Below are 20,462 nucleotides of genomic sequence, written 5' to 3'. Positions count from 1 at the left end.
GGAGTGCTAAACAGTGTCGACACAGCAGAGAATATTTGAATTGGATGCTTTACGTGGGTTCAGTTTGTTAGGCATTGTATTGATGAATATTTTGACTTTTAGTCTGCCATATGAAGAATCATTTCTTCCTGATTTAGTGAAGGGTATAGATGAAAGTTTATTAAGAGGTGTTACGCTTTTTGTAATTAGTTCTTTTTATCCCATTTTCACTTTTTTATTTGGTTATGGTTTAGCCATAATGTATAAGCATAGTCTAAAAAGGTCAATGAAATACTATCCTTTTATTTATAGGAGATTAATATTTTTATTAATATTAGGTGCATTACACGGTTTTCTACTTTTTTCAGGTGATATTTTATTCAGCTATGCATTTACTGGGATGATTGCAGTATTATTTATTAAAAAAAATGCAAAGCAACTTTTTAAGATAGGAATTGTTTTGTATGTAATAAAAGTATTTATCTTGATTTTACCTACTTTTTTAGTGACACTCTTCGATGATCCATACAGTACTATTAACATAAGCGGATATAATGTTTCTGAAATCGTCAACTTAAAGCAAAGTGGTGAATATTTTAACTATTTAAAAATAAATGTTGCTGAAAATATCTATAATATTATAGATACAGTAACTTTTTCTGCATATTTTGAATTTTTACCGTATGTGTTCTTAGGAATGGCAGCACAAAAATACAACTTGATTGAAAAAGTACAATCCAATCAAAGTCGTCATCGTCATATTTTATACGTATTTGTTATGTTAGTTGTAGGATATGCTTTTAAAATGCCATATGTAATTGATTATGGAAACCAAGCTTTTGCTATCATTAGCGCTATGATTGGTGGTCCGCTTGTAGCATTTAGTTACATATTATTGTTTATTTATTGTTGTCAATTTAACCAGTTTTCTAAAGTAGTGCGTATTTTTAAGTATCCAGGAAAATTAAGTTTAACAGTATACTTAATGCAAAGTTTTATTTTTACATTTATTTTTGTAGGCTTAGGTTTTTATAATAAGCTGCCACTTTATGAATCTTATATTATCGTATTTATTGTATACAGTTTGCAACTTATTTTCTGTTATATGTATCTGAAATTTTATAGATATGGACCTATTGAATGGTTGTGGCGTAAAGTGACTTATTTAAAATAATGATGCGATATCCAAGACGGTGTTTATTGAATTTTTTGAAAATAATGGGTATTTATTTGTGATTTGTTACTAAATATAGTTATAATATGTAATAAGATATAGATGAGGAGCTGATATTGAATGAAATTTTTATCATTCAGACATAATGAACAGACATCTTATGGTGTGAAAGTTAAAAGAGAAGAAGCTGCTTGGGACTTGAAAAAAGTCTTTGCAGATTTTGCGGAAGGAGACTTTCATCCTAAGACATTATTGAATGGTCTTCAACAAAACCAAATATTAGATTTCCAAGAACAAGTACGTAAAGCAGTCGTAGCGGCAGAAGATAGCGGCAGAGCTGAAGAATATAAAGTTGCATTTACAGATATTGAGTTTTTACCTCCAGTAACGCCAACAAATAATGTGATTGCTTTTGGACGTAACTATCAAGACCACGCAAGTGAATTGAATCATGAGGTACAACGTTTATACGTCTTCACAAAGGCAGCTTCATCGTTAACGGGTGATAATAGTGTAGTACCAAACCATAAAGATATTACAGATCAGTTAGATTATGAAGGTGAGCTAGGTATTGTAATAGGTAAATCAGGTGAAAAAATTCCTAAAGCTTTAGCACTTGACTATGTATATGGCTATACAATTATTAATGACATTACTGACCGTAAAGCTCAAAACGAACAGGACCAAGCATTCTTATCTAAAAGTTTAACTGGCGGTTGCCCAGTTGGTCCATATATTGTAACAAAAGATGAATTACCAACTCCTGAAGATGTAAATATTGTAACCAAAGTAAATAATGAAATTCGCCAAGATGGTAATACAGGAGAAATGATTCTTAAAATCGATGAATTGATTGAAGAGATTTCAAAATATGTAGCATTACATCCTGGTGATATTATTGCTACTGGTACACCAGCTGGTGTGGGTGCAGGTATGGCACCTCCTAAGTTCTTACAGCCAGGTGATGAAGTGAAAGTAACGATTGATAATATTGGTACTTTAACAAATTTCATATCAGAAAAATAAAAATAAACGAATTAGGCTAATGATAATAAAGTTAGCCTAATTTTTTTGAAATAAAGTAGTGATATTGCTTTAAATTGAAATTAAAGATAAAATGTGAAGTGCAGAACTTTTTTTGAAAAACATATACTTTTTCAGTATGATTAGAGAAGTACGCTTTTAGTTTTGTAATTAAAAGCAATTATGTATTTATATTTTTTATAAAAAGTAAAAATAGTGTGGGGGTATCATATATGTTACATATGCATATTGCAAGTTGGGTATTATTAATTATCTTGTTTTTCGCAGCTTACTTTAATTTCTCAGAAAAACAAGGTGCAACACCTTATTTTAAACCAATTCATATGCTATTAAGATTATTCATGGTTTTAGTCTTAATTTCAGGATTTTGGATTTGGATTCAAGCATTTGGTGATGGAAATTCAGGCGGACACATGTTATTAACATTGAAAATGATATGTGGTGTTGCTGTAGTTGCGTTAATGGAAGTTACAGTTACAAAACGAAAAAAAGGACAATCAAGCAATGGTATGATGTGGGGCACGATTGCATTAATTATAATTACTATGATTATTGGTGTTATTTTACCGCAAGGCCCAATCACTCAAATGTTTGGTATGTAAAAAAACGGAGACATTAAATTGTCTCCGCTCAGACTGTCGACCAAGTCTCTGACTTTGTTGGCAGTTTTTTTGTGCACGCTTTCCACGGGCACTGCCTTAGCCTGTAGTCTTCGGCTAGTGCGTTTCCAGCATGAGACGGCCCAAATTACTGCCACCATTAATCTGAAAATAGTATAATATATATTATACAGTGGTGGTGTTTATTATATTGAATAAATCAATTAACAAAATAGATCAATATGAAGTGATTTCTATCTCTGAATTAGTTCCTAAAAATCATTTATTGCGCGCCTTATAGCCTATCATGTTGATAATATCTTTTGGTCGACTATAAGGTGGAGCATAAGAAACTTCGAACTCAGTAAGTTCATCAATGGTTAATTTATGCAACATGCCCATAGATAAAACATCTATACGTTTATCAGCGCCATTTTTTCCTACAGCAGCAGCACGAATGATACGTCTGCTAGATTTATCGAAATAGACACGTAAATGTAACTTAGTATTTCCTGGGTAATACCCTGCATGTTCTCCTTGGTTAGCTTCTACTATTTCATAATCAAAGTTATCTAATTCTTGTGGCGTTACGCCAACACTGGCAAAGGTATAATCAAAAAATTTTACAATATTTGCGCCTAAATAACCCTTAAAGTGTACAGAAGTATTTCCTGCTAGTTGTTCTGCTATAATACTTGCTGCTCTATGAGCACCCCATGCTAAAGGTACATGTGCATTTAAGTCTACATGACGATAATGAGAAGTAATAATATCACCTAAAGCATAAATGTTTTCAATGTTCGTTTGGAACTGATCGTTTACTGGAATGTAACCTTTACTGTCCAAAGTTACATTTGATGATTGAATGAATTCTGAATTAGGTTTAACGCCAATCCCTTCAATAATCAAATCATAGTGTTCAACTTTACCAGATTTAAAATGAACTTCATGACCATTCACTTTTACAATTTCTTCATTTAAACGATAGTTGATATCTCTTGCTTTCATTTCATCAAAAATGGGTTGATTCATATCACTATCCATTAATTTGTTCACATGAGTTGAACGATGTATTAATGTGCTATCAATCCCTCTATGATGTAAATTATCTAATATTTCTAATCCAATGTATCCCGCACCAACGACAAGTGCTGTTTTAACGTTTTGTCGCTCGATAAAGTTTTCAATGGCATCAGTATCTTCCATATTTCTTAATGTAAAACTGATATCACTGTTTAAGTTTAAAGAATTCGCGCTACAGCCAGGGCTTAAAATTAAAGTGTCATAGTCTTCTTCAAACGTCGTCTTGTCTTGTTTGTTAAAAACGGTAATTGTTTGAGTTTTGTCGTTAATCGCAGTTACTTCGTGATAGGGCTTAACAACAATCTTTTTAGAATCATAGAAAGACTCTGGCGTTGCTTCTAATACTTTGTCTCTAGAATCTACGACATTTCCTAAATAATAAGGCAGTGCACAGTTAGCAAAACTCATATCTCTATCTTTTTCAAAAACGGTGATTTCACTCTCTTTGTCTAATCTTCTGATTTGGCTAGCAACGGTTGCACCTCCAGCAACAGCCCCAACCACTACAATTTTATTCATAGTATATAGCCCCCTATAAATTTAATGATTAAATATGTGATTCTACTACTGTTTCATAAGATAAATTTAAATGGAAAAAATCATTTAAATAGCGACCAATACCATCGTCATTATTTGAATAAGTTACATGATTTGCGACATGTTTTAGTTCATCTAAACCATTTTCCATAGCGATGCCATGTTTGGCATATTTTATCATTTCTAAGTCATTATCTTCATCACCAAATGCAATAATATGATTTCTATCCACATCTAAATAGGATTTTACATAATCTATACCTCTTGCTTTACTAATACCTTGTTTTACGATTTCAATAACTGGGAAAGGTGAGCCCCATCTTCGGTGTTCAATGTTTTCAGCATAGAAACGTGTAAGCATTTGCTTAATTCTAGGAATCATAAACTCTTCAGCTTCGACTAAAATTGAAGTAGGTGATTCACTTAAAGAATTAAGTAAATCGCCGGTTTCTATTTTAGGGTTTCCCATTGAAAAACCATCAAATAATTTTTGGTCAAAATTATTTAAAAAGACATAATCTTTTTCTTCAGCAATAATATTGGAAACACCAAAGTTGTTTAGTGACTGAATAATCTCATGTGATAAGTCTAAATCTAGTACTTCATGTTTATTTTTAAAATGATCATCTTTTGGATGATGCACGAAAGCACCATTAAAATTAACTACAGGTGTATTCATATTTAGTTCATGATAATAAATTTGACTGGCTCTGTATGGTCTGCCAGTTGCTATCATTAGTTTGTGTCCTTGCTTTTGTAATGTAGTTAAAACCTTTTTAGTATAAGGTGTAATTTTCTTGTCATCGTTTAACAGTGTTCCGTCTAAGTCTAAACAAATTAAATAAGAACTCATGTAAATCTCCTTTAAATTTAATAAATGATGTATGAATATCATAGCATTTTATTGGCGTTTTGTAAGATATTTGATATATTGTTAGTATGATTAAATACGAAGAGGTGAAATGTATGGATGAAGGATTAAAAGATAGCATACTAAATGCTTTAGAGATGGTAATTGACCCTGAGTTAGGAATCGATATCGTAAACTTAGGTTTAGTATATAATGTAGATGTTGATGATGAAGGCTTATGTACAGTGGAAATGACATTAACTTCTATGGGTTGTCCGCTTGGACCACAGATTATGAACCAAGTAAAAATGGTCTTAGCAGAAATTCCTGAGATTTCAGATACAGAAGTAAATATTGTTTGGAGTCCGCCATGGAGTAAAGAAATGATGTCACGTTATGCTAAAATTGCGCTTGGCATAGGTTAATAAAAGATAGATAACTAGTTTAAGTAACAATACGTTTGAATATGTATTGCTAACTTAAGCTAGTTTTTTTTATTTTAGAAAACATGTGGACGCTTTATGTCAGGCTATTTTAAAATTTTTTATTTCTATCGTTCAATTCATTAAAATAATTGCAGTTGTATTACATTAATATTACAATAGCTAGGTGAATAAATTAGATGTTTACGTAATTTTAGGAAAGTTTGTGGGGAAATGAACAATAATCTTGAAAATAATCGTGTGAAACGTAACACGCGCTATATGCCTGGTTTAGATGGTTTAAGAGCAATTGCAGTAATTGGTATTATTATTTACCATTTAAATAAGCAATGGTTAACTGGTGGATTTTTAGGTGTTGATACATTTTTTGTTATTTCTGGATATTTAATTACTAGCTTACTTTTAAAAGAATATGAAGAAACAGGGATAATTAATTTAAAAAACTTTTGGGTACGACGTTTCAAAAGATTGATACCTGCAGTACTAACTTTAGTATTTGTTGTAGTAGTAGCAACATTGGTATTAAAACCAGAAGAAATTGTTAATATAAAAAAGGATGCAATAGCAGCAATTTTTTATTTTTCTAATTGGTGGTACATCGCTTCAGATGTAAATTATTTTGAACAATTTGCTTTTATGCCATTAAAACATTTATGGTCCTTAGCAATTGAAGAACAATTTTACATTGTATTCCCAATCCTTTTTATATTCCTTTTATTAGCATTAAAAAAATACCGCAATGTTGTTTTGATATTTTGGATAATTTCATTAATTTCTTTACTTGTGATGATTATCATTTCACAACCGCATATGTCTCATTCTCGAGTTTATTTTGGTACAGATACGAGACTTCAAACAATGTTATTGGGTGTTATACTAGCGTTTTTATGGCCGCCATTTAAGTTGAAGAAAAATCCTCAAAAGACACTAACGCATATCATAGATGGTATTGGTGTTTTTGGTATTTTTATCTTACTTTTACTTTTTTATAAAGTTAATGATAATAGTGATTGGATTTATAACGGTGGATTTTATTTAATATCTGCAATGACGTTATTTGTCATAATGAGTGCTGTTCATCCATCAGGTTATTTTGCTAAAGTTATCGGTAATCCTATTTTTGTTATTATTGGTAAGAGATCTTATAGTTTGTATTTATGGCATTTTCCAGTTATTAGTTTTGTACATTCATATTATGTTGCTGGGCAATTACCGAATTATGTGTACTTTTTAGATATCATATTGACAATCATTTTAGCTGAACTCTCGTATCGCTATATTGAAACACCTTTTAGAAAAGAAGGTTTTAAAGCATTTTCTATAAAATTAAATAAAAAATTACCATTAGTAAGAACAGCTATTTTGTTAATATTTATGATTCCAAGCCTATTTGTTTTAGCTGGTAGCTTTGATAAATTAGGGAAAGATATGATTACGGATAAAAAAACAACGTTTAAAACAGATGAATTTGATAAACAATTAGTGCGGCCTATACCAATTGATGAAGTAAACTTTTTTGATAAATCAAATTCTAAAAAAACAACAAAATCAGAAGTATATACAAATATTAAACCATTGCTTATTGGAGACTCAGTGATGGTTGATATAGGTGAAAATTTTAAAAAAAGGGTGCCCAACGCAAAAATTGATGGTGAGGTTGGACGTAATTTATATGATGTTGCACCACTTGTAGAAAAACACTATCAATCATATAATAAAAGTTCCGATAAAATTGTGCTAGAACTAGGTACAAATGGTGACTTTAGTAAAGAACAATTAGATACGTTAATCAATAAATTCGGAAATGCACAAATTTATTTAGTGAATACACGCGTTCCGAGAAGTTATGAAGGTCACGTGAATAAATTGATGGCAGATGCCGCTAAAGCACATAAAAATGTAACGCTTATTGATTGGTACAAACGCTCTGAAGATCATACAGAATATTTTGCGCCAGATGGTATACATATAGAAACAAAAGGTGTAGAGGCATTAACAGATGAGATTTTAAAACATATAGCAAACGATTCAAAATAAATCAGAAGGTTAGAGAAACACGATATTATTGTAGTTTGATTATACACAAACGCCAATTTCAATTGAAATTGGCGTTTGCTTTGTTATTGATACAATTTTTCGAAAAACTTTCGCTTGAATTTATTTGTGTTTTAAATGAAAATTCACAATCGTCTTTATGCGTTTTGAAACGATATTACTAACCTTGTACTATGTCTGTACTCATATTAAGTTGAGAATATATTAAATGACAAGTATTTATTATTTATGAGTTGCAATTGTTAGGTAAAGTGAACTCAATATTTTCTATCACGTTCATTGATTGGGTAATCATTTGCACTCATATCTCTTCTCGTCATGAGGCCATTATTATTAAATTTCCAATGTTCATTGCCGTGTGTACGCATCCATTGATTTGTAGAGGCATCATACCATTCATACTCAAATCTAACTGAAATACGGTTGTCGGTGTAACACCATAATTCTTTCATCAACTTGTAGTGAAGTTCTTTGCGCCATTTTCTATATAAAAAGGATTTGATTGCTTCTCGACCTTCAAAAAACTCACTACGATTTCTCCATTGTGAATCTTGTGTATAAGCAAGACATACTTTTTCAGGATCTCTGGTATTCCATGCATCTTGCGCTAATTTCACTTTTTCTAAAGCTATCTGTTTATTAAACGGCGGCGTTGGTCTTTTGATTACATTATTCATATATTTAACCTCCATTGTTGTATATTTACAATAATGCTAACATAACTTTAACGTAATGAGATATGTGCTATCGTTGGAAGTATAAAAATCGCTGTTAATTTAACAGTTTTTATGTAATCTATATGGATGTTTTAACAAATGTGTGTTGGGCAAATGTTATGATATGGTAAGCGTTCAAAACTTTAAAAAATAATTGAAAAACGAACCCTTTATTGTTGATTCTTGTCAAGAAGCGTAATATAATATAGATAAGGTCAAAGAAAGTCAAAGTCAAACTTACTTTATTGATCAATCATTAAATGGTGAGGTGAATCAATTTGGATATAAATCAAATGACCTATGCAGTTCAAAGTGCATTACAGAATGCAATTGAATTAGCTAAAACAAATGAAAATCAAAATATTGAAATTGAAGCTGTATTATCAGCAGCATTAACAGAAAATGAAAGTTTATTTAAAAGTATTTTCGATAGAGCGCATATTGATACAGAAAAATTAGATCAATCATATAAAGAAAAACTTAAAAAATATCCATCGGTCCAAGGGGATAATATTCAATATGGTCAATATATAAGTCAAAATGCTAACAATTTATTAAATAAAGCTGAAACTTATATGAAAAAATATGAAGATGAATATATATCCATGGAACATATCGTATTAGCTGCTATGGATATAGATGATACGACCAAACAATTTGTAGAAAATAAAAAAGAAGTAATAGAGGAAATTATAAAAAAAGTTAGAGGAGGCAATCGCGTGACATCACAAAATCCAGAAGCAAATTATGAAGCATTAGAAAAATACGGGCGTGATTTAGTTGAAGAAGTTCGTCAAGGTAATATGGACCCTGTCATTGGACGTGACGAAGAAATTCGTAATTCAATCCGTATATTAAGTAGAAAAACCAAAAATAACCCGGTCTTGATAGGTGAGCCTGGTGTCGGTAAAACAGCAATTGTCGAAGGATTGGCGCAGCGTATCGTACGTAAAGACGTGCCAGAATCACTGTTAGATAAAACAATTTTTGAACTTGACTTAAGCGCACTTGTAGCAGGTGCAAAATATCGTGGAGAATTCGAAGAAAGATTGAAAGCAGTACTTAAAGAAGTCAAAGAATCAGACGGAAGAATTATTTTGTTTATTGATGAAATTCATATGCTTGTAGGTGCTGGTAAAACTGAAGGTGCTATGGATGCAGGTAATATGCTTAAACCAATGTTGGCTCGTGGGGAGCTACATTGTATTGGTGCGACAACTTTAAATGAATATAGAGAATATATTGAAAAAGATTCAGCTTTAGAACGTCGTTTTCAAAAAGTAAATGTATCTGAACCTAATGTAGAAGATACTATTTCTATTTTACGTGGTTTAAAAGAACGTTACGAAGTATATCACGGTGTTCGTATACAGGATAAAGCATTGGTAGCAGCAGCTGAATTATCAGACCGTTATATTACTGATCGATTTTTACCAGATAAGGCAATAGATTTAGTAGACCAAGCATGTGCGACGATACGTACTGAAATGGGCTCAAATCCAACAGAATTGGATCAAGTGAATCGTCGTGTTATGCAGTTAGAAATTGAAGAGTCAGCATTGAAAAATGAATCTGATAATGCCAGTAAACAACGTTTGCAAGAGTTACAAGAGGAACTAGCAAACGAAAAGGAAAAACAAAGTTCTATTCAATCACGTGTTGAAGAAGAAAAAGAAAAAATAGCTAAACTGCAAGAGAAACGTTCAGAATTAGATGAAAATCGAAAAGCTTTAGAAGATGCTGAAAATAACTACAATTTAGAAAAAGCTGCTGAATTACAGCACGGTAAAATTCCACAACTAGAAAAAGAATTACGTGAATTAGAAGACGCTTTCCAAAATGAACAAAGTGAAGACAACGATCGCATCATTCGTGAAATTGTTACTGATGAAGAAATAGGCGATATTGTTAGTTCTTGGACAGGTATTCCAGTATCAAAATTAGTTGAAACCGAAAGAGAGAAACTCCTAAACTTATCTGATATACTTCATGAACGTGTTGTAGGTCAAGATAAAGCTGTAGATCTAGTTGCTGATGCAGTTGTCAGAGCGCGTGCTGGAATTAAAGATCCTAATAGACCAATTGGCAGCTTCTTATTCTTAGGTCCAACAGGTGTAGGTAAAACAGAATTAGCGAAATCATTAGCATCAACTTTATTTGATTCAGAAAAACATATGATTCGTATTGATATGAGTGAATATATGGAAAAACACTCTGTCTCTCGCTTAATAGGTGCCCCTCCCGGCTATGTTGGACATGAAGAGGGTGGACAACTGACAGAATCAGTTCGTCGTAATCCTTATTCAGTTATTTTGTTAGACGAAATAGAAAAAGCACATTCAGATGTGTTTAATGTGTTGTTACAAATATTAGAAGAAGGTCGTTTAACTGATTCACAAGGACGAGAAGTAGACTTCAAAAATACTATTATTATCATGACAAGTAATATTGGTTCACAAATATTATTAGAAAATGTAAAAGATACAGGCGTGATTACTGAATCAACAGAAAAAGCAGTAATGAATAGTTTAAACCAATACTTCAAACCAGAAATCATAAATCGTATGGATGATATCGTATTATTTAAACCATTATCCGTAAATGATATGAGTTTAATTGTTGATAAAATTTTAACACAATTAAACATTAGATTGATGGAACAACGTATTTCCATTGACGTTTCTGATAAAGCTAAAGCATGGTTAGGTGAGGAAGCATATGAACCTCAATTTGGTGCAAGACCACTAAAAAGATTTGTTCAAAGACAAATTGAAACACCACTTGCACGCAAAATGATTAGAGAGAATTTACCAGAAGGTACGTTAATAAAAATAGATTTATCAGATGATGGTTTAACATTTGAAGAAATCAGACCAGAAATAATATAAACTGAAAATAAATAGTACTTGAGATATCAACTCTCATAAAATAAGCCCGTAAAAGTGAACTGAGGCAGTTCTTTTACGGGCTGTTATTATAATAATTCAGAATTTTGAATGTTCAGAGTGCTAATTAACAAATTGTATCAATGCAAAACCGTCATGACATATAGGTCATTTGAGATAGGATGTAGTAACAAAAAATGACAATTTCTATTAAAAACTTAGAAATTGTCATTTTTTGTTAGTTCGAGGTATTTTACGTTCTGAACTTTTTTATTTGTATGTGATAAAAATTTAATGTTGTTCTTTCGTCTCATGCTTTGAAGGTTTAATAATCAAGTCAAATAATACGACAATGATTGTAAATACAATAGCACCAATAATAGGGGTAATTAAATTAAGTGCGCCCCCACCTGAAAGACTGTTAAGTACGAAATTTACCATTTGTAATAAGACAATAGACCAAAATAACACTGCGAGGTATTTCATTATGTAATGCCTCCAATTTAATATATATACATTCATTATAAATAAGAAAGCAGTATTTGTATAGTAGTAACTTAATAAAGTATAGATTTTAATTGTGCTAACATTTACGATAAACTATAATAAATAATGTGATTTTAATGAGTATACTAGGTGAAGTTCTTGTATTGGAAATATGTATTATGTTAAATTAATACCTGGTATTAAAAAATTATTAAGAAGGTGTACAACCATGAACGTGGGTATTAAAGGTTTCGGTGCATATGCGCCTGAAAAAGTAGTAGAGAATGCCTATTTTGAATCATTTTTAGAAACTTCAGATGAGTGGATTTCAAAAATGACAGGTATTAAAGAAAGAAGATGGGCTGATGAAGATGAAGAGACGTCTGATTTAGCTTATCAAGCAAGTGTTAAAGCTATCAATGATGCTGGTATAGAACCAACTGATATAGACATGATTATTGTTGCAACATCTACAGGAGATTTTCCGTTTCCAACTGTAGCTAATATATTACAAGATAGACTTGGAATCGGAAAAGTTGCTTCTATGGATCAGTTAGCTGCATGTAGTGGTTTCATGTATGCAATGATCAATGCTAAACAATTCGTACAATCAGGTGATTATAAAAATATTTTAGTTGTAGGAGCAGATAAATTATCTAAGATCACGGATTACACTGATCGTTCAACAGCTATATTATTTGGTGATGGTGCTGGTGCAGTAGTTATCGGTGAAGTGTCTGAAGGCCGAGGCATTTTAAGTTATGAACTTGGGTCAGACGGTTCTGGAGGAGAATATTTATATTTAAATCCAGAAAATGGTAAGATATTTATGAATGGACGAGAAGTGTTTAAATTTGCTGTTAGAATCATGGGTGAAGCTTCAAATAATGCAGTTGCAAAAGCAAATTTAGAACCAAAAGATATCGATATGTTTGTACCACATCAAGCTAATATTAGAATTATGGAATCTGCAAGAGAAAGATTAGGTATACCAAAAGAAAAAATGAGCGTCTCAGTTGATAAATTTGGTAATACTTCTGCAGCTTCAATTCCTTTAAGTATCGCACAAGAATTAGAAAATGGTAAAATTAAAGATGATGATGTTTTAGTACTTGTAGGATTCGGTGGTGGTCTTACTTGGGGTGCTGTAACTATAAGATGGGGAAAATAGGAGGATAATTTATGAGCAAGGAACATCGCGTTGTAATTACTGGTATGGGTGTTTTATCTCCAATCGGTAATGATGCAAAAACTTCATGGAAAAATGCACTAAATGGTGTTAGTGGTATAGACGAAATAACACGTTTAGATACATCAGCATATAAAGTTCATTTAGCTGGTGAATTAAAAGACTTTGATATTGAAGATCATATAGATAAAAAAGAAGCGCGTCGTATGGATCGATTCACACAGTATGCTGTAGTTGCTGCAAGAGAAGCGGTCAAAGATGCAAAACTAGAAATTAATGAAAATACTGCTGATAGAATTGGTGTTTGGATTGGCTCTGGTATCGGAGGTATGGAAACATTTGAATTATCACATAGTCAATTGCTAGAGCGTGGTCCTAGACGTGTGAGTCCTTTCTTTGTACCGATGTTAATTCCAGATATGGCTACTGGCCAAGTATCTATTGATTTAGGTGCAAAAGGTCCTAATGGTGCTACTGTTACAGCATGTGCAACAGGTACAAACTCTATTGGAGAAGCTTTCAAGATTATCCAACGTGGTGACGCTGATGCTATGGTTACTGGAGGTACAGAAGCACCAATCACACATATGGCTATAGCAGGCTTTAGTGCAAGCCGTGCCTTAACAACGAATGAAGATAAGGAAACAGCTTGTCGACCATTCCAAGAAGGTCGTGATGGCTTTGTGATGGGTGAAGGTGCAGGTATTGTTGTACTTGAATCATTAGAATCAGCAAAAGCGCGTGGTGCAGAAATTTATGCCGAAGTAGTTGGATATGGTTCAACAGGTGACGCTTATCATATTACTGCGCCAGCACCAGAAGGTGAAGGCGGCTCACGTGCAATGCAAGCTGCGATTGATGATGCTGGCATTGAGGCCAAAGATATACAATATTTAAATGCTCATGGCACAAGTACGCCAGTAGGTGATTTAACTGAAATTCAAGCGATTAAAAATACATTTGGTGAAGCAGCTAAAAACTTAAAAATTAGCTCTACAAAATCAATGACTGGTCACTTATTAGGTGCAACTGGTGGCTTAGAAGCAATCTTTTCTGCCTTATCTATTAGAGATGGACGTATCGCACCAACCATCCATGCTGAATCTCCAGACCCAGAATGTGATTTAGACATCGTTCCTAATAAAGCTGAAGATTTAGATATTACTTATGCAATGAGTAATAGTCTAGGATTTGGTGGCCATAACGCCGTGCTTGTTTTGAAAAAATTTAACGACTAAAATAATATGTAATGTTAAAGGCTGAGACAATTTATTTGTCCAGCCTTATTTATTTTTGGCTAAATTTATTTAACAGATACGGAAATTTTATAAATAAGCTTTGGATAGTATAAAGTATGAAAAATTAATAATGCAGATAATTAATAGTAAAATACATGATTAATTTTGATATTTTGTATATTTATGACGTACACCTAATGTATAATGTGCTTTATATTTAGGTTATAAGGAGGCAGTCAAGATGAAACGCTTCTCATCTTTATCAACAACTTTGAAAACACGAATGATTGCAGATTTTATCTTGATTATTGCAAGTCAAGCAATCATGCCTTTTATTGCACTTTATTTAACGAGTAAAGTGAACGCAGTTTTTGCAGGGACATTTTTAATTGTTAATATTGTGGTGAGTTTTATTGTGTCTTTCCTAGGTGGATATTTAGGCGATAATTATAATAGGAAGAAAATAGTGAATTATATCCATTTTTTATACGCAATTTGCTTAATTATTCTAAGTATTACGGTTACTATGAATGGCATCGGCTTACTAATTTTTTGCATTGCTGTGTTTATCTTTCAATTATTGTTTGCTGCAAGTGAACCAATATTTGAAGCGGCAATTATGGATGCTATATATGAAGATGTTAGAGAATATGTATACCAATTAAATTATTGGATGTTCAATATTGGTACAGCTATCGGTATGGCACTAGGTGCGTTGTTATACTTGGGACATAAACATTTATTATTTATCCTCTTCTTTATCGCAATGTTAGTGAGTTGGTATTTATTTGAAAAGTATTATAATGTTGAACAAATCATTAACAAAAAGGGAGATTTAACGACTAAGTTTAAACATTTTTTTGATAGTTATCGAGATGTAGTTAAAGACAAGTATTATATGATGCTAAATTTAGGTTATATGATGGTCATTATGGCTGAATTAAGTTTAAATTCTTATGTCGTGGTAAGATTGAAAGATGCTTTTGAACCATTATCTATTTTAGGTTTTTATATAGATGGTGTCAGAATGTTCACGGTCATTATGATTATTAACACAGTAGTAGTTGCAACTTTAACTTTTACTGTCAACAGAATTGTTGCAGCGACTTCAACTAGAATTGCATTTATGATTGGGATTGTCTTGTATACATTAGGATACAGTATTTTGACATCTGCAACATCGTTTTGGATTCTATGTTTGTTTTCAATTGTAGCGACGATAGGAGAATTAATATATTCACCTATCCAAAATGCACAAAGATTCTTAATGATTCCTGAAGATAAACGTAGTACGTATAGCACATTTGCGATGGTATCATTTTACGGTGGAAATATTTTAGCACGTTTTGGGCTTATTATTGGCGCATTTATATTGCCATGGATGATGTCAATCTATGTGGCAGTCATTGTTTTATTAGGATTTGTCTTACTTTATTATGCACTTTTCTGCAATCCCAACATTGATAATCGTAAACAAAAAAGGCTGGATTAGTTATTGTTATTAAATACAATTTCTAATCCAGTCTTTTTATATAGCAAATGATATGAAAATAGAAATAATGACATAAATAAGATTACAAAGAAAAGCAATTTTTACCCAAGAAGAGACAATATAAACATCTTTTTTAGGTTGAGTAGGTTTAAAAAATTCATCATTTTCAAACGCACTTCTATGTTTCTTTTTTGTCAATTGGTATTTTAGCCTTCTAAAACCAAAACTCGTGGGATCTAAAATGCCTTCTTGTACAATCAAAATGATAAAAAAGACAATTGCTAAGAGCATAGAGACATAAAATAAAGTATTAATAAAGTTTATCCAAGTATGGTTTGAAAATAGCCATAAAATAAATGAAATTATGGGTGTAAAAAGTAAAAAAATTACTAGGTGCTTTAAATATTTCATGTTGGCGCCCCCTAAAAAGAATTAAATTAATTGTAACTTAAGTTAACTAAAAAATGAATAAAAATTACTATAAATTCGTTAACAACAGTATTTAATTAGAAGTTTAAAATTAAATAATTTTTAATTTCTTTAATAAAGTAAAGCAATAGAATATTGATTAAAATCTTAACTAAACGTATAATGTTATTAAATATTCTGAATATTGTGAAGGGAATGTTTAATTCGATTCAAAGGGGGATACGATATGCTTAAATATGTTTTAAAGCGACTGGGTTATATGATTTTGTCATTATTCATTATCATTACCATTACATTTTTCTTGATGAAACTTATGCCAGGTTCACCGTTTAACGATGAAAAATTAAATGAAGAACAAAAGCAAATTCTTAACGAAAAATATGGTTTAAACGATCCAGTACCAGTTCAGTATGCGAGTTATTTAAAGAATGTTGTTACGGGGGACTTTGGTAACTCATTCCAATATGATAACCAACCAGTTTGGGAATTAATCAAACCAAGATTATTACCATCTTTAGAAATGGGTTTAACAGCGATGGTGATTGGTGTCATACTCGGTTTAATTTTAGGGGTTATTGCAGCAGTCCGGCAAAACACTTGGGCTGACTATACAGCTACTGTAATTTCAGTTATAGCGGTTTCGGTACCATCATTCGTATTAGCTGTTTTATTACAATATGTATTTTCAGTAAGGTTGCAATGGTTCCCAGTAGCAGGTTGGGAAGGTGTTTCAACAGCAGTTTTACCATCTTTAGCACTATCAGCAGCAGTTTTAGCGACGGTAGCAAGATACATAAGAGCAGAAATGATAGAAGTGTTAAGTTCAGATTATATTTTACTTGCACGTGCCAAAGGTAATTCAACAATGAGAGTATTATTTGGACACGCATTAAGAAATGCTCTGATTCCAGTAATTACAATTATTGTGCCAATGTTGGCAAGTATATTAACAGGTACTTTGACAATTGAGAATATTTTTGGTGTACCAGGGTTAGGGGACCAATTCGTAAGATCGATTACCACGAATGATTTCCCAGTAATTATGGCGACAACCATTTTATTCAGTACACTATTTATAGTTTCTATATTCCTTGTAGATATATTATATGGTGTTATTGACCCACGTATACGTGTACAAGGAGGTAAAAAATAATGGCTGATAATAAAAATGAAAATTTAAATCAAGATTATTCAAATGCAGTTATGTCACATACCTCAGAAGGAATTCCAGCATCAGACTTTATTAGAAGTAACAATGACATTGAAAAAGAGCCAGAAATACAAAGAGAGAGTAAAAACTTTTGGCAGGATGCATGGTCACAACTAAAGCGTAATAAATTAGCGGTAGTTGGTATGATAGGGTTAATTATTATCATTATTTTAGCGTTAATTGGCCCTTTATTTAGTGCACATGACTATGCTGAACAAGATGTTGAAAGACGTAACTTGCCAGCAAAAATACCTGTTCTAGATCAAATTTCATTTTTACCATTTGATGGTGAAGGTGCTCAAGGTAAAGATGCGTATAAAGAAGCTGGAGTGAAAGAGAATTTTTGGTTTGGTACAGATCAATTAGGTAGAGATTTGTGGTCTCGTACTTGGCAAGGTGCACAAGTATCACTATTCATCGGTGTTGTTGCAGCACTGCTTGATATTTTTATAGGTGTTATTTATGGCGCGATTTCAGGATTTTTTGGAGGCCGTATTGATAATGTGATGCAGCGTATTATTGAAATTGTTGCGTCTATCCCAACGTTGATTGTTGTTATTTTATTCGTTTTAATTTTTGAACCATCTATATGGACGATTATATTAGCGATGGCTATCACAGGTTGGATTGGCATGAGCCGTGTGGTCAGAGGGGAATTCTTAAAATTAAAAGGTCAAGAATTTGTATTAGCATCTAAAACACTAGGTGCCTCTAAACTTAAATTAATATTTAAACATATATTACCTAATACTTTAGGGGTTATTGTAGTTACATCCATGTTTACAGTACCGAATGCAATCTTCTTCGAAGCATTCTTAAGCTTTATTGGTATCGGGGTACCAGCGCCAAGAACTTCTCTTGGGTCACTTGTAAATGAAGGTCGAGCAATGTTATTGATTCATCCACATGAATTATTTATTCCGGCTATTATTTTAAGTTTATTAATACTATTCTTCTATCTATTTAGTGATGGGTTACGCGATGCATTTGATCCGAAAATGCGTAAATAATAAAGGGGGCAACATTTTATGTCAGAAAGAATATTAGAAGTGAACGATTTGCATGTTTCCTTTGATATTGACGCAGGGGAAGTGCAGGCAGTACGTGGCGTGGATTTCTTTCTTGATAAAGGAGAAACGCTGGCGATTGTTGGTGAATCAGGTTCAGGGAAATCAGTGACAACAAAAGCTATTACAAAATTATTCCAAGGCGATACTGGAAGAATTAAAAAAGGTGTTATTAATTTCTTAGGTGAAGACTTAGCTAAAAAATCAGAAGAAGAATTGATTAAATTACGAGGTAAAGATATTTCTATGATATTTCAAGATCCAATGACTTCGTTAAATCCTACAATGAAAATAGGCAAGCAAGTCATGGAGCCATTAATGAAACATAGAAATTACAATAAGGCAAATGCGAAGAAAAGGGCGTTAGAAATATTAAATCTTGTAGGATTACCAAACGCTGAAAAACGTTTTAATGCCTATCCACATCAATTCTCAGGTGGACAAAGACAAAGGATAGTCATTGCGACAGCACTTGCATGTGAACCTAAAGTATTAATTGCAGATGAGCCAACTACTGCACTTGATGTAACGATGCAAGCACAAATATTAGAATTGATGAGAGAATTACAAAGCAAAATAAGTACTTCAATCGTTTTTATCACACACGATTTAGGTGTTGTTGCTAATATAGCTGACAGAGTAGCTGTTATGTATGGAGGACAAATGGTTGAAACAGGAGATGTAGATGAAATATTTTATGACCCTAAACATCCATATACTTGGGGGTTACTATCATCGATGCCTGATCTGACAACTGGTACAGATACAGCATTATTAGCTATTCCAGGTACACCACCAGATTTATTACACCCACCTAAAGGAGATGCGTTTGCTGAACGTAGCCAATATGCATTAGATGTAGACTTTAAAACTCCACCACCATGGTTCAAAATTTCTGATACACATTTTGTAAAGTCTTGGTTACTTGATGAACGCGCACCGCATGTTGAACCACCAGAAATGGTACAAAAACGTTTACGTAAGATGCCTAATAATTACGATAAGCCGCAACAGGTAGAAAGGGTGGCGTTTGATGATGCAAAATAAAGACATACTTTTACAAGTGAAAAATGTTAAACAATATTTTAATGAAGGAAAGCGTAGCGAAGTACGTGCAATTGAAAATATTTCATTTGATATTTATAAAGGGGAAACATTTGGACTAGTTGGTGAATCTGGTTGTGGAAAATCTACTACTGGTAAAGCAATTATTAAACTCAATGATGTAACGAGTGGAGAAATTCTTTATGACGGTGTAGACATTCAAAAAATAAAAAACCGTAAAGATTCTTTGAAGTTTAATAAAAAGATGCAAATGATTTTCCAAGACCCATATGCTTCATTAAATCCAAGGTTAAAAGTCATGGATATAGTGGCAGAAGGGATAGACATCCATAAGCTTGCTAGTGGAACAAAAGATCGTAAAAGAAGAGTTTATGATTTATTAGAAACGGTGGGACTTAGTAAGGAACATGCCAATCGTTATCCACATGAATTTTCAGGTGGTCAAAGACAACGTATCGGTATTGCTCGTGCATTAGCAGTAGAACCAGAATTTATTATTGCAGATGAACCGATATCAGCGTTAGATGTTTCAATTCAAGCACAAGTTGTCAATTTGTTATTAAAGTTGCAAAGAGAACACAATATTACATTTCTATTTATTGCTCATGACCTTTCGATGGTGAAATATATTTCAGACAGAATTGCAGTTATGCATTTTGGTAAGATTGTCGAATTAGGTTCTGCAGATGAAATATATAATCATCCGTTACATCCTTATACGAAATCATTACTTTCAGCAGTGCCACAACCAGATCCTGAAAGTGAGCGTACGCGAAAAAGAACAGTGTATAAAGAAGACATGTCCAAAAACGATCAACGGTCTTTGAACGAAATACAACCAGGGCATTTTGTATTTACTACGGATGAGGAAGCAGAAACATTAAAATCTCAAATACAAGCACCATCAGTATAAGGGAAAGG

At 32.4% G+C, this 20,462-nt stretch carries 18 protein-coding genes; 13 read left to right on the top strand and 5 right to left on the bottom strand.

What is annotated here, in order from left to right:
• Positions 1 to 13: 13 nt before the first annotated feature.
• From FYJ81_RS04205 to FYJ81_RS04195, 3 genes are all read left to right on the top strand, one after another.
• Positions 14 to 1,153 carry a DUF418 domain-containing protein gene (locus FYJ81_RS04205; RefSeq protein WP_107504542.1) on the top strand — a complete coding sequence of 380 codons (1,140 nt, stop codon included), beginning with the start codon at positions 14 to 16 and terminating at the stop codon, positions 1,151 to 1,153.
• 120 nt (positions 1,154 to 1,273) lie between these two features.
• On the top strand, positions 1,274 to 2,179 hold the full coding sequence (locus FYJ81_RS04200) for a fumarylacetoacetate hydrolase family protein (RefSeq protein ID WP_154409336.1): 906 nt from the start codon (positions 1,274 to 1,276) through the stop codon (positions 2,177 to 2,179).
• A 230-nt stretch (positions 2,180 to 2,409) separates the two neighbouring features.
• Entirely contained in the window at positions 2,410 to 2,799 is a 390-nt protein-coding gene (locus tag FYJ81_RS04195) for a YisL family protein (protein WP_019469044.1), read from the top strand.
• 276 nt (positions 2,800 to 3,075) lie between these two features.
• On the opposite strand, the gene FYJ81_RS04190 is transcribed toward FYJ81_RS04195, so the two are convergent.
• Positions 3,076 to 4,398, bottom strand: coding sequence for a CoA-disulfide reductase (locus tag FYJ81_RS04190; RefSeq protein WP_154409335.1), 1,323 nt, complete (start codon positions 4,396 to 4,398; stop codon positions 3,076 to 3,078).
• Positions 4,399 to 4,426: 28 nt separating this feature from the next.
• A complete protein-coding gene (locus FYJ81_RS04185) occupies positions 4,427 to 5,269 on the bottom strand; it encodes a Cof-type HAD-IIB family hydrolase (protein WP_154409334.1) in 843 nt (280 codons plus the stop codon).
• A gap of 113 nt (positions 5,270 to 5,382) precedes the next feature.
• On the opposite strand from FYJ81_RS04185, the gene FYJ81_RS04180 reads away from it, so the two are divergent.
• Positions 5,383 to 5,691: a metal-sulfur cluster assembly factor gene (locus FYJ81_RS04180; RefSeq protein ID WP_019469047.1), complete on the top strand. Its 309-nt coding sequence runs from the start codon at positions 5,383 to 5,385 to the stop codon at positions 5,689 to 5,691.
• Between the two features lie 231 nt (positions 5,692 to 5,922).
• A complete protein-coding gene (locus FYJ81_RS04175) occupies positions 5,923 to 7,746 on the top strand; it encodes an acyltransferase family protein (RefSeq protein WP_154409333.1) in 1,824 nt (607 codons plus the stop codon).
• Between the two features lie 275 nt (positions 7,747 to 8,021).
• Here the strand turns inward: FYJ81_RS04175 and FYJ81_RS04170 are convergent, their stop codons facing one another.
• Entirely contained in the window at positions 8,022 to 8,441 is a 420-nt protein-coding gene (locus FYJ81_RS04170; protein ID WP_154409332.1) for a nuclear transport factor 2 family protein, read from the bottom strand.
• Between the two features lie 317 nt (positions 8,442 to 8,758).
• On the opposite strand from FYJ81_RS04170, the gene clpB reads away from it, so the two are divergent.
• Entirely contained in the window at positions 8,759 to 11,368 is a 2,610-nt protein-coding gene (gene clpB / locus FYJ81_RS04165) for an ATP-dependent chaperone ClpB (protein WP_154409331.1), read from the top strand.
• A gap of 288 nt (positions 11,369 to 11,656) precedes the next feature.
• On the opposite strand, the gene FYJ81_RS04160 is transcribed toward clpB, so the two are convergent.
• Positions 11,657 to 11,851: a YjzD family protein gene (locus FYJ81_RS04160; RefSeq protein ID WP_046208047.1), complete on the bottom strand. Its 195-nt coding sequence runs from the start codon at positions 11,849 to 11,851 to the stop codon at positions 11,657 to 11,659.
• Positions 11,852 to 12,080: 229 nt separating this feature from the next.
• Between FYJ81_RS04160 and FYJ81_RS04155 the strand changes: the two genes are divergently transcribed.
• From FYJ81_RS04155 to FYJ81_RS04145, 3 genes are all read left to right on the top strand, one after another.
• On the top strand, positions 12,081 to 13,022 hold the full coding sequence (locus tag FYJ81_RS04155; RefSeq protein WP_107384885.1) for a beta-ketoacyl-ACP synthase III: 942 nt from the start codon (positions 12,081 to 12,083) through the stop codon (positions 13,020 to 13,022).
• Positions 13,023 to 13,033: 11 nt separating this feature from the next.
• Complete coding sequence (fabF, locus tag FYJ81_RS04150) at positions 13,034 to 14,278, top strand: beta-ketoacyl-ACP synthase II (protein ID WP_107384884.1); 1,245 nt, start codon at positions 13,034 to 13,036, stop codon at positions 14,276 to 14,278.
• Positions 14,279 to 14,519: 241 nt separating this feature from the next.
• A complete protein-coding gene (locus FYJ81_RS04145) occupies positions 14,520 to 15,770 on the top strand; it encodes an MFS transporter (RefSeq protein ID WP_107386146.1) in 1,251 nt (416 codons plus the stop codon).
• A 36-nt stretch (positions 15,771 to 15,806) separates the two neighbouring features.
• On the opposite strand, the gene FYJ81_RS04140 is transcribed toward FYJ81_RS04145, so the two are convergent.
• The gene (locus tag FYJ81_RS04140) at positions 15,807 to 16,181 is read right to left on the bottom strand and encodes a DUF3899 domain-containing protein (protein WP_107384882.1); all 375 of its coding nucleotides are present in this window, start codon (positions 16,179 to 16,181) and stop codon (positions 15,807 to 15,809) included.
• Between the two features lie 244 nt (positions 16,182 to 16,425).
• On the opposite strand from FYJ81_RS04140, the gene opp3b reads away from it, so the two are divergent.
• The 4 genes from opp3b to FYJ81_RS04120 are packed head-to-tail and all read left to right on the top strand — an operon-like array spanning position 16,426 to position 20,454.
• Entirely contained in the window at positions 16,426 to 17,352 is a 927-nt protein-coding gene (opp3b, locus tag FYJ81_RS04135; protein ID WP_107384881.1) for an oligopeptide ABC transporter permease, read from the top strand.
• Positions 17,352 to 18,419: an oligopeptide ABC transporter permease gene (opp3C, locus tag FYJ81_RS04130; protein ID WP_107384880.1), complete on the top strand. Its 1,068-nt coding sequence runs from the start codon at positions 17,352 to 17,354 to the stop codon at positions 18,417 to 18,419. The genes opp3b and opp3C overlap by 1 nt, the downstream gene beginning before the upstream one ends.
• 18 nt (positions 18,420 to 18,437) lie before the next feature.
• On the top strand, positions 18,438 to 19,523 hold the full coding sequence (locus FYJ81_RS04125) for an ABC transporter ATP-binding protein (protein WP_107384879.1): 1,086 nt from the start codon (positions 18,438 to 18,440) through the stop codon (positions 19,521 to 19,523).
• Positions 19,513 to 20,454, top strand: a complete 942-nt coding sequence (locus FYJ81_RS04120) for an ABC transporter ATP-binding protein (RefSeq protein ID WP_181187560.1) — start codon at positions 19,513 to 19,515, stop codon at positions 20,452 to 20,454. The genes FYJ81_RS04125 and FYJ81_RS04120 overlap by 11 nt, the downstream gene beginning before the upstream one ends.
• The last annotated feature ends 8 nt before the right edge of the window (positions 20,455 to 20,462 follow it).

This window comes from Staphylococcus sp. McC-251-APC-3A2, from assembly GCF_009695665.1.
In the GTDB taxonomy this organism is placed as follows: Bacteria; Bacillota; Bacilli; order Staphylococcales; family Staphylococcaceae; genus Staphylococcus; species Staphylococcus cohnii.
Note: the sequence above shows the minus strand (reverse complement) of the source record. Positions and strands in the feature narration are given on the sequence as shown.

Excerpts from the sequence above, each read along its gene's own strand:
- FYJ81_RS04200 (WP_154409336.1), top strand. The coding sequence starts at position 1,274 with ATGAAATTTTTATCATTCAGACATAATGAACAGACATCTTATGGTGTG.
- FYJ81_RS04195 (WP_019469044.1), top strand. The coding sequence starts at position 2,410 with ATGTTACATATGCATATTGCAAGTTGGGTATTATTAATTATCTTGTTT.
- FYJ81_RS04190 (WP_154409335.1), bottom strand. The coding sequence starts at position 4,398 with ATGAATAAAATTGTAGTGGTTGGGGCTGTTGCTGGAGGTGCAACCGTT.
- FYJ81_RS04185 (WP_154409334.1), bottom strand. The coding sequence starts at position 5,269 with ATGAGTTCTTATTTAATTTGTTTAGACTTAGACGGAACACTGTTAAAC.
- FYJ81_RS04180 (WP_019469047.1), top strand. The coding sequence starts at position 5,383 with ATGGATGAAGGATTAAAAGATAGCATACTAAATGCTTTAGAGATGGTA.
- FYJ81_RS04175 (WP_154409333.1), top strand. The coding sequence starts at position 5,923 with ATGAACAATAATCTTGAAAATAATCGTGTGAAACGTAACACGCGCTAT.
- FYJ81_RS04170 (WP_154409332.1), bottom strand. The coding sequence starts at position 8,441 with ATGAATAATGTAATCAAAAGACCAACGCCGCCGTTTAATAAACAGATA.
- FYJ81_RS04160 (WP_046208047.1), bottom strand. The coding sequence starts at position 11,851 with ATGAAATACCTCGCAGTGTTATTTTGGTCTATTGTCTTATTACAAATG.
- FYJ81_RS04155 (WP_107384885.1), top strand. The coding sequence starts at position 12,081 with ATGAACGTGGGTATTAAAGGTTTCGGTGCATATGCGCCTGAAAAAGTA.
- fabF (WP_107384884.1), top strand. The coding sequence starts at position 13,034 with ATGAGCAAGGAACATCGCGTTGTAATTACTGGTATGGGTGTTTTATCT.
- FYJ81_RS04145 (WP_107386146.1), top strand. The coding sequence starts at position 14,520 with ATGAAACGCTTCTCATCTTTATCAACAACTTTGAAAACACGAATGATT.
- FYJ81_RS04140 (WP_107384882.1), bottom strand. The coding sequence starts at position 16,181 with ATGAAATATTTAAAGCACCTAGTAATTTTTTTACTTTTTACACCCATA.
- opp3b (WP_107384881.1), top strand. The coding sequence starts at position 16,426 with ATGCTTAAATATGTTTTAAAGCGACTGGGTTATATGATTTTGTCATTA.
- opp3C (WP_107384880.1), top strand. The coding sequence starts at position 17,352 with ATGGCTGATAATAAAAATGAAAATTTAAATCAAGATTATTCAAATGCA.
- FYJ81_RS04125 (WP_107384879.1), top strand. The coding sequence starts at position 18,438 with ATGTCAGAAAGAATATTAGAAGTGAACGATTTGCATGTTTCCTTTGAT.
- FYJ81_RS04120 (WP_181187560.1), top strand. The coding sequence starts at position 19,513 with ATGCAAAATAAAGACATACTTTTACAAGTGAAAAATGTTAAACAATAT.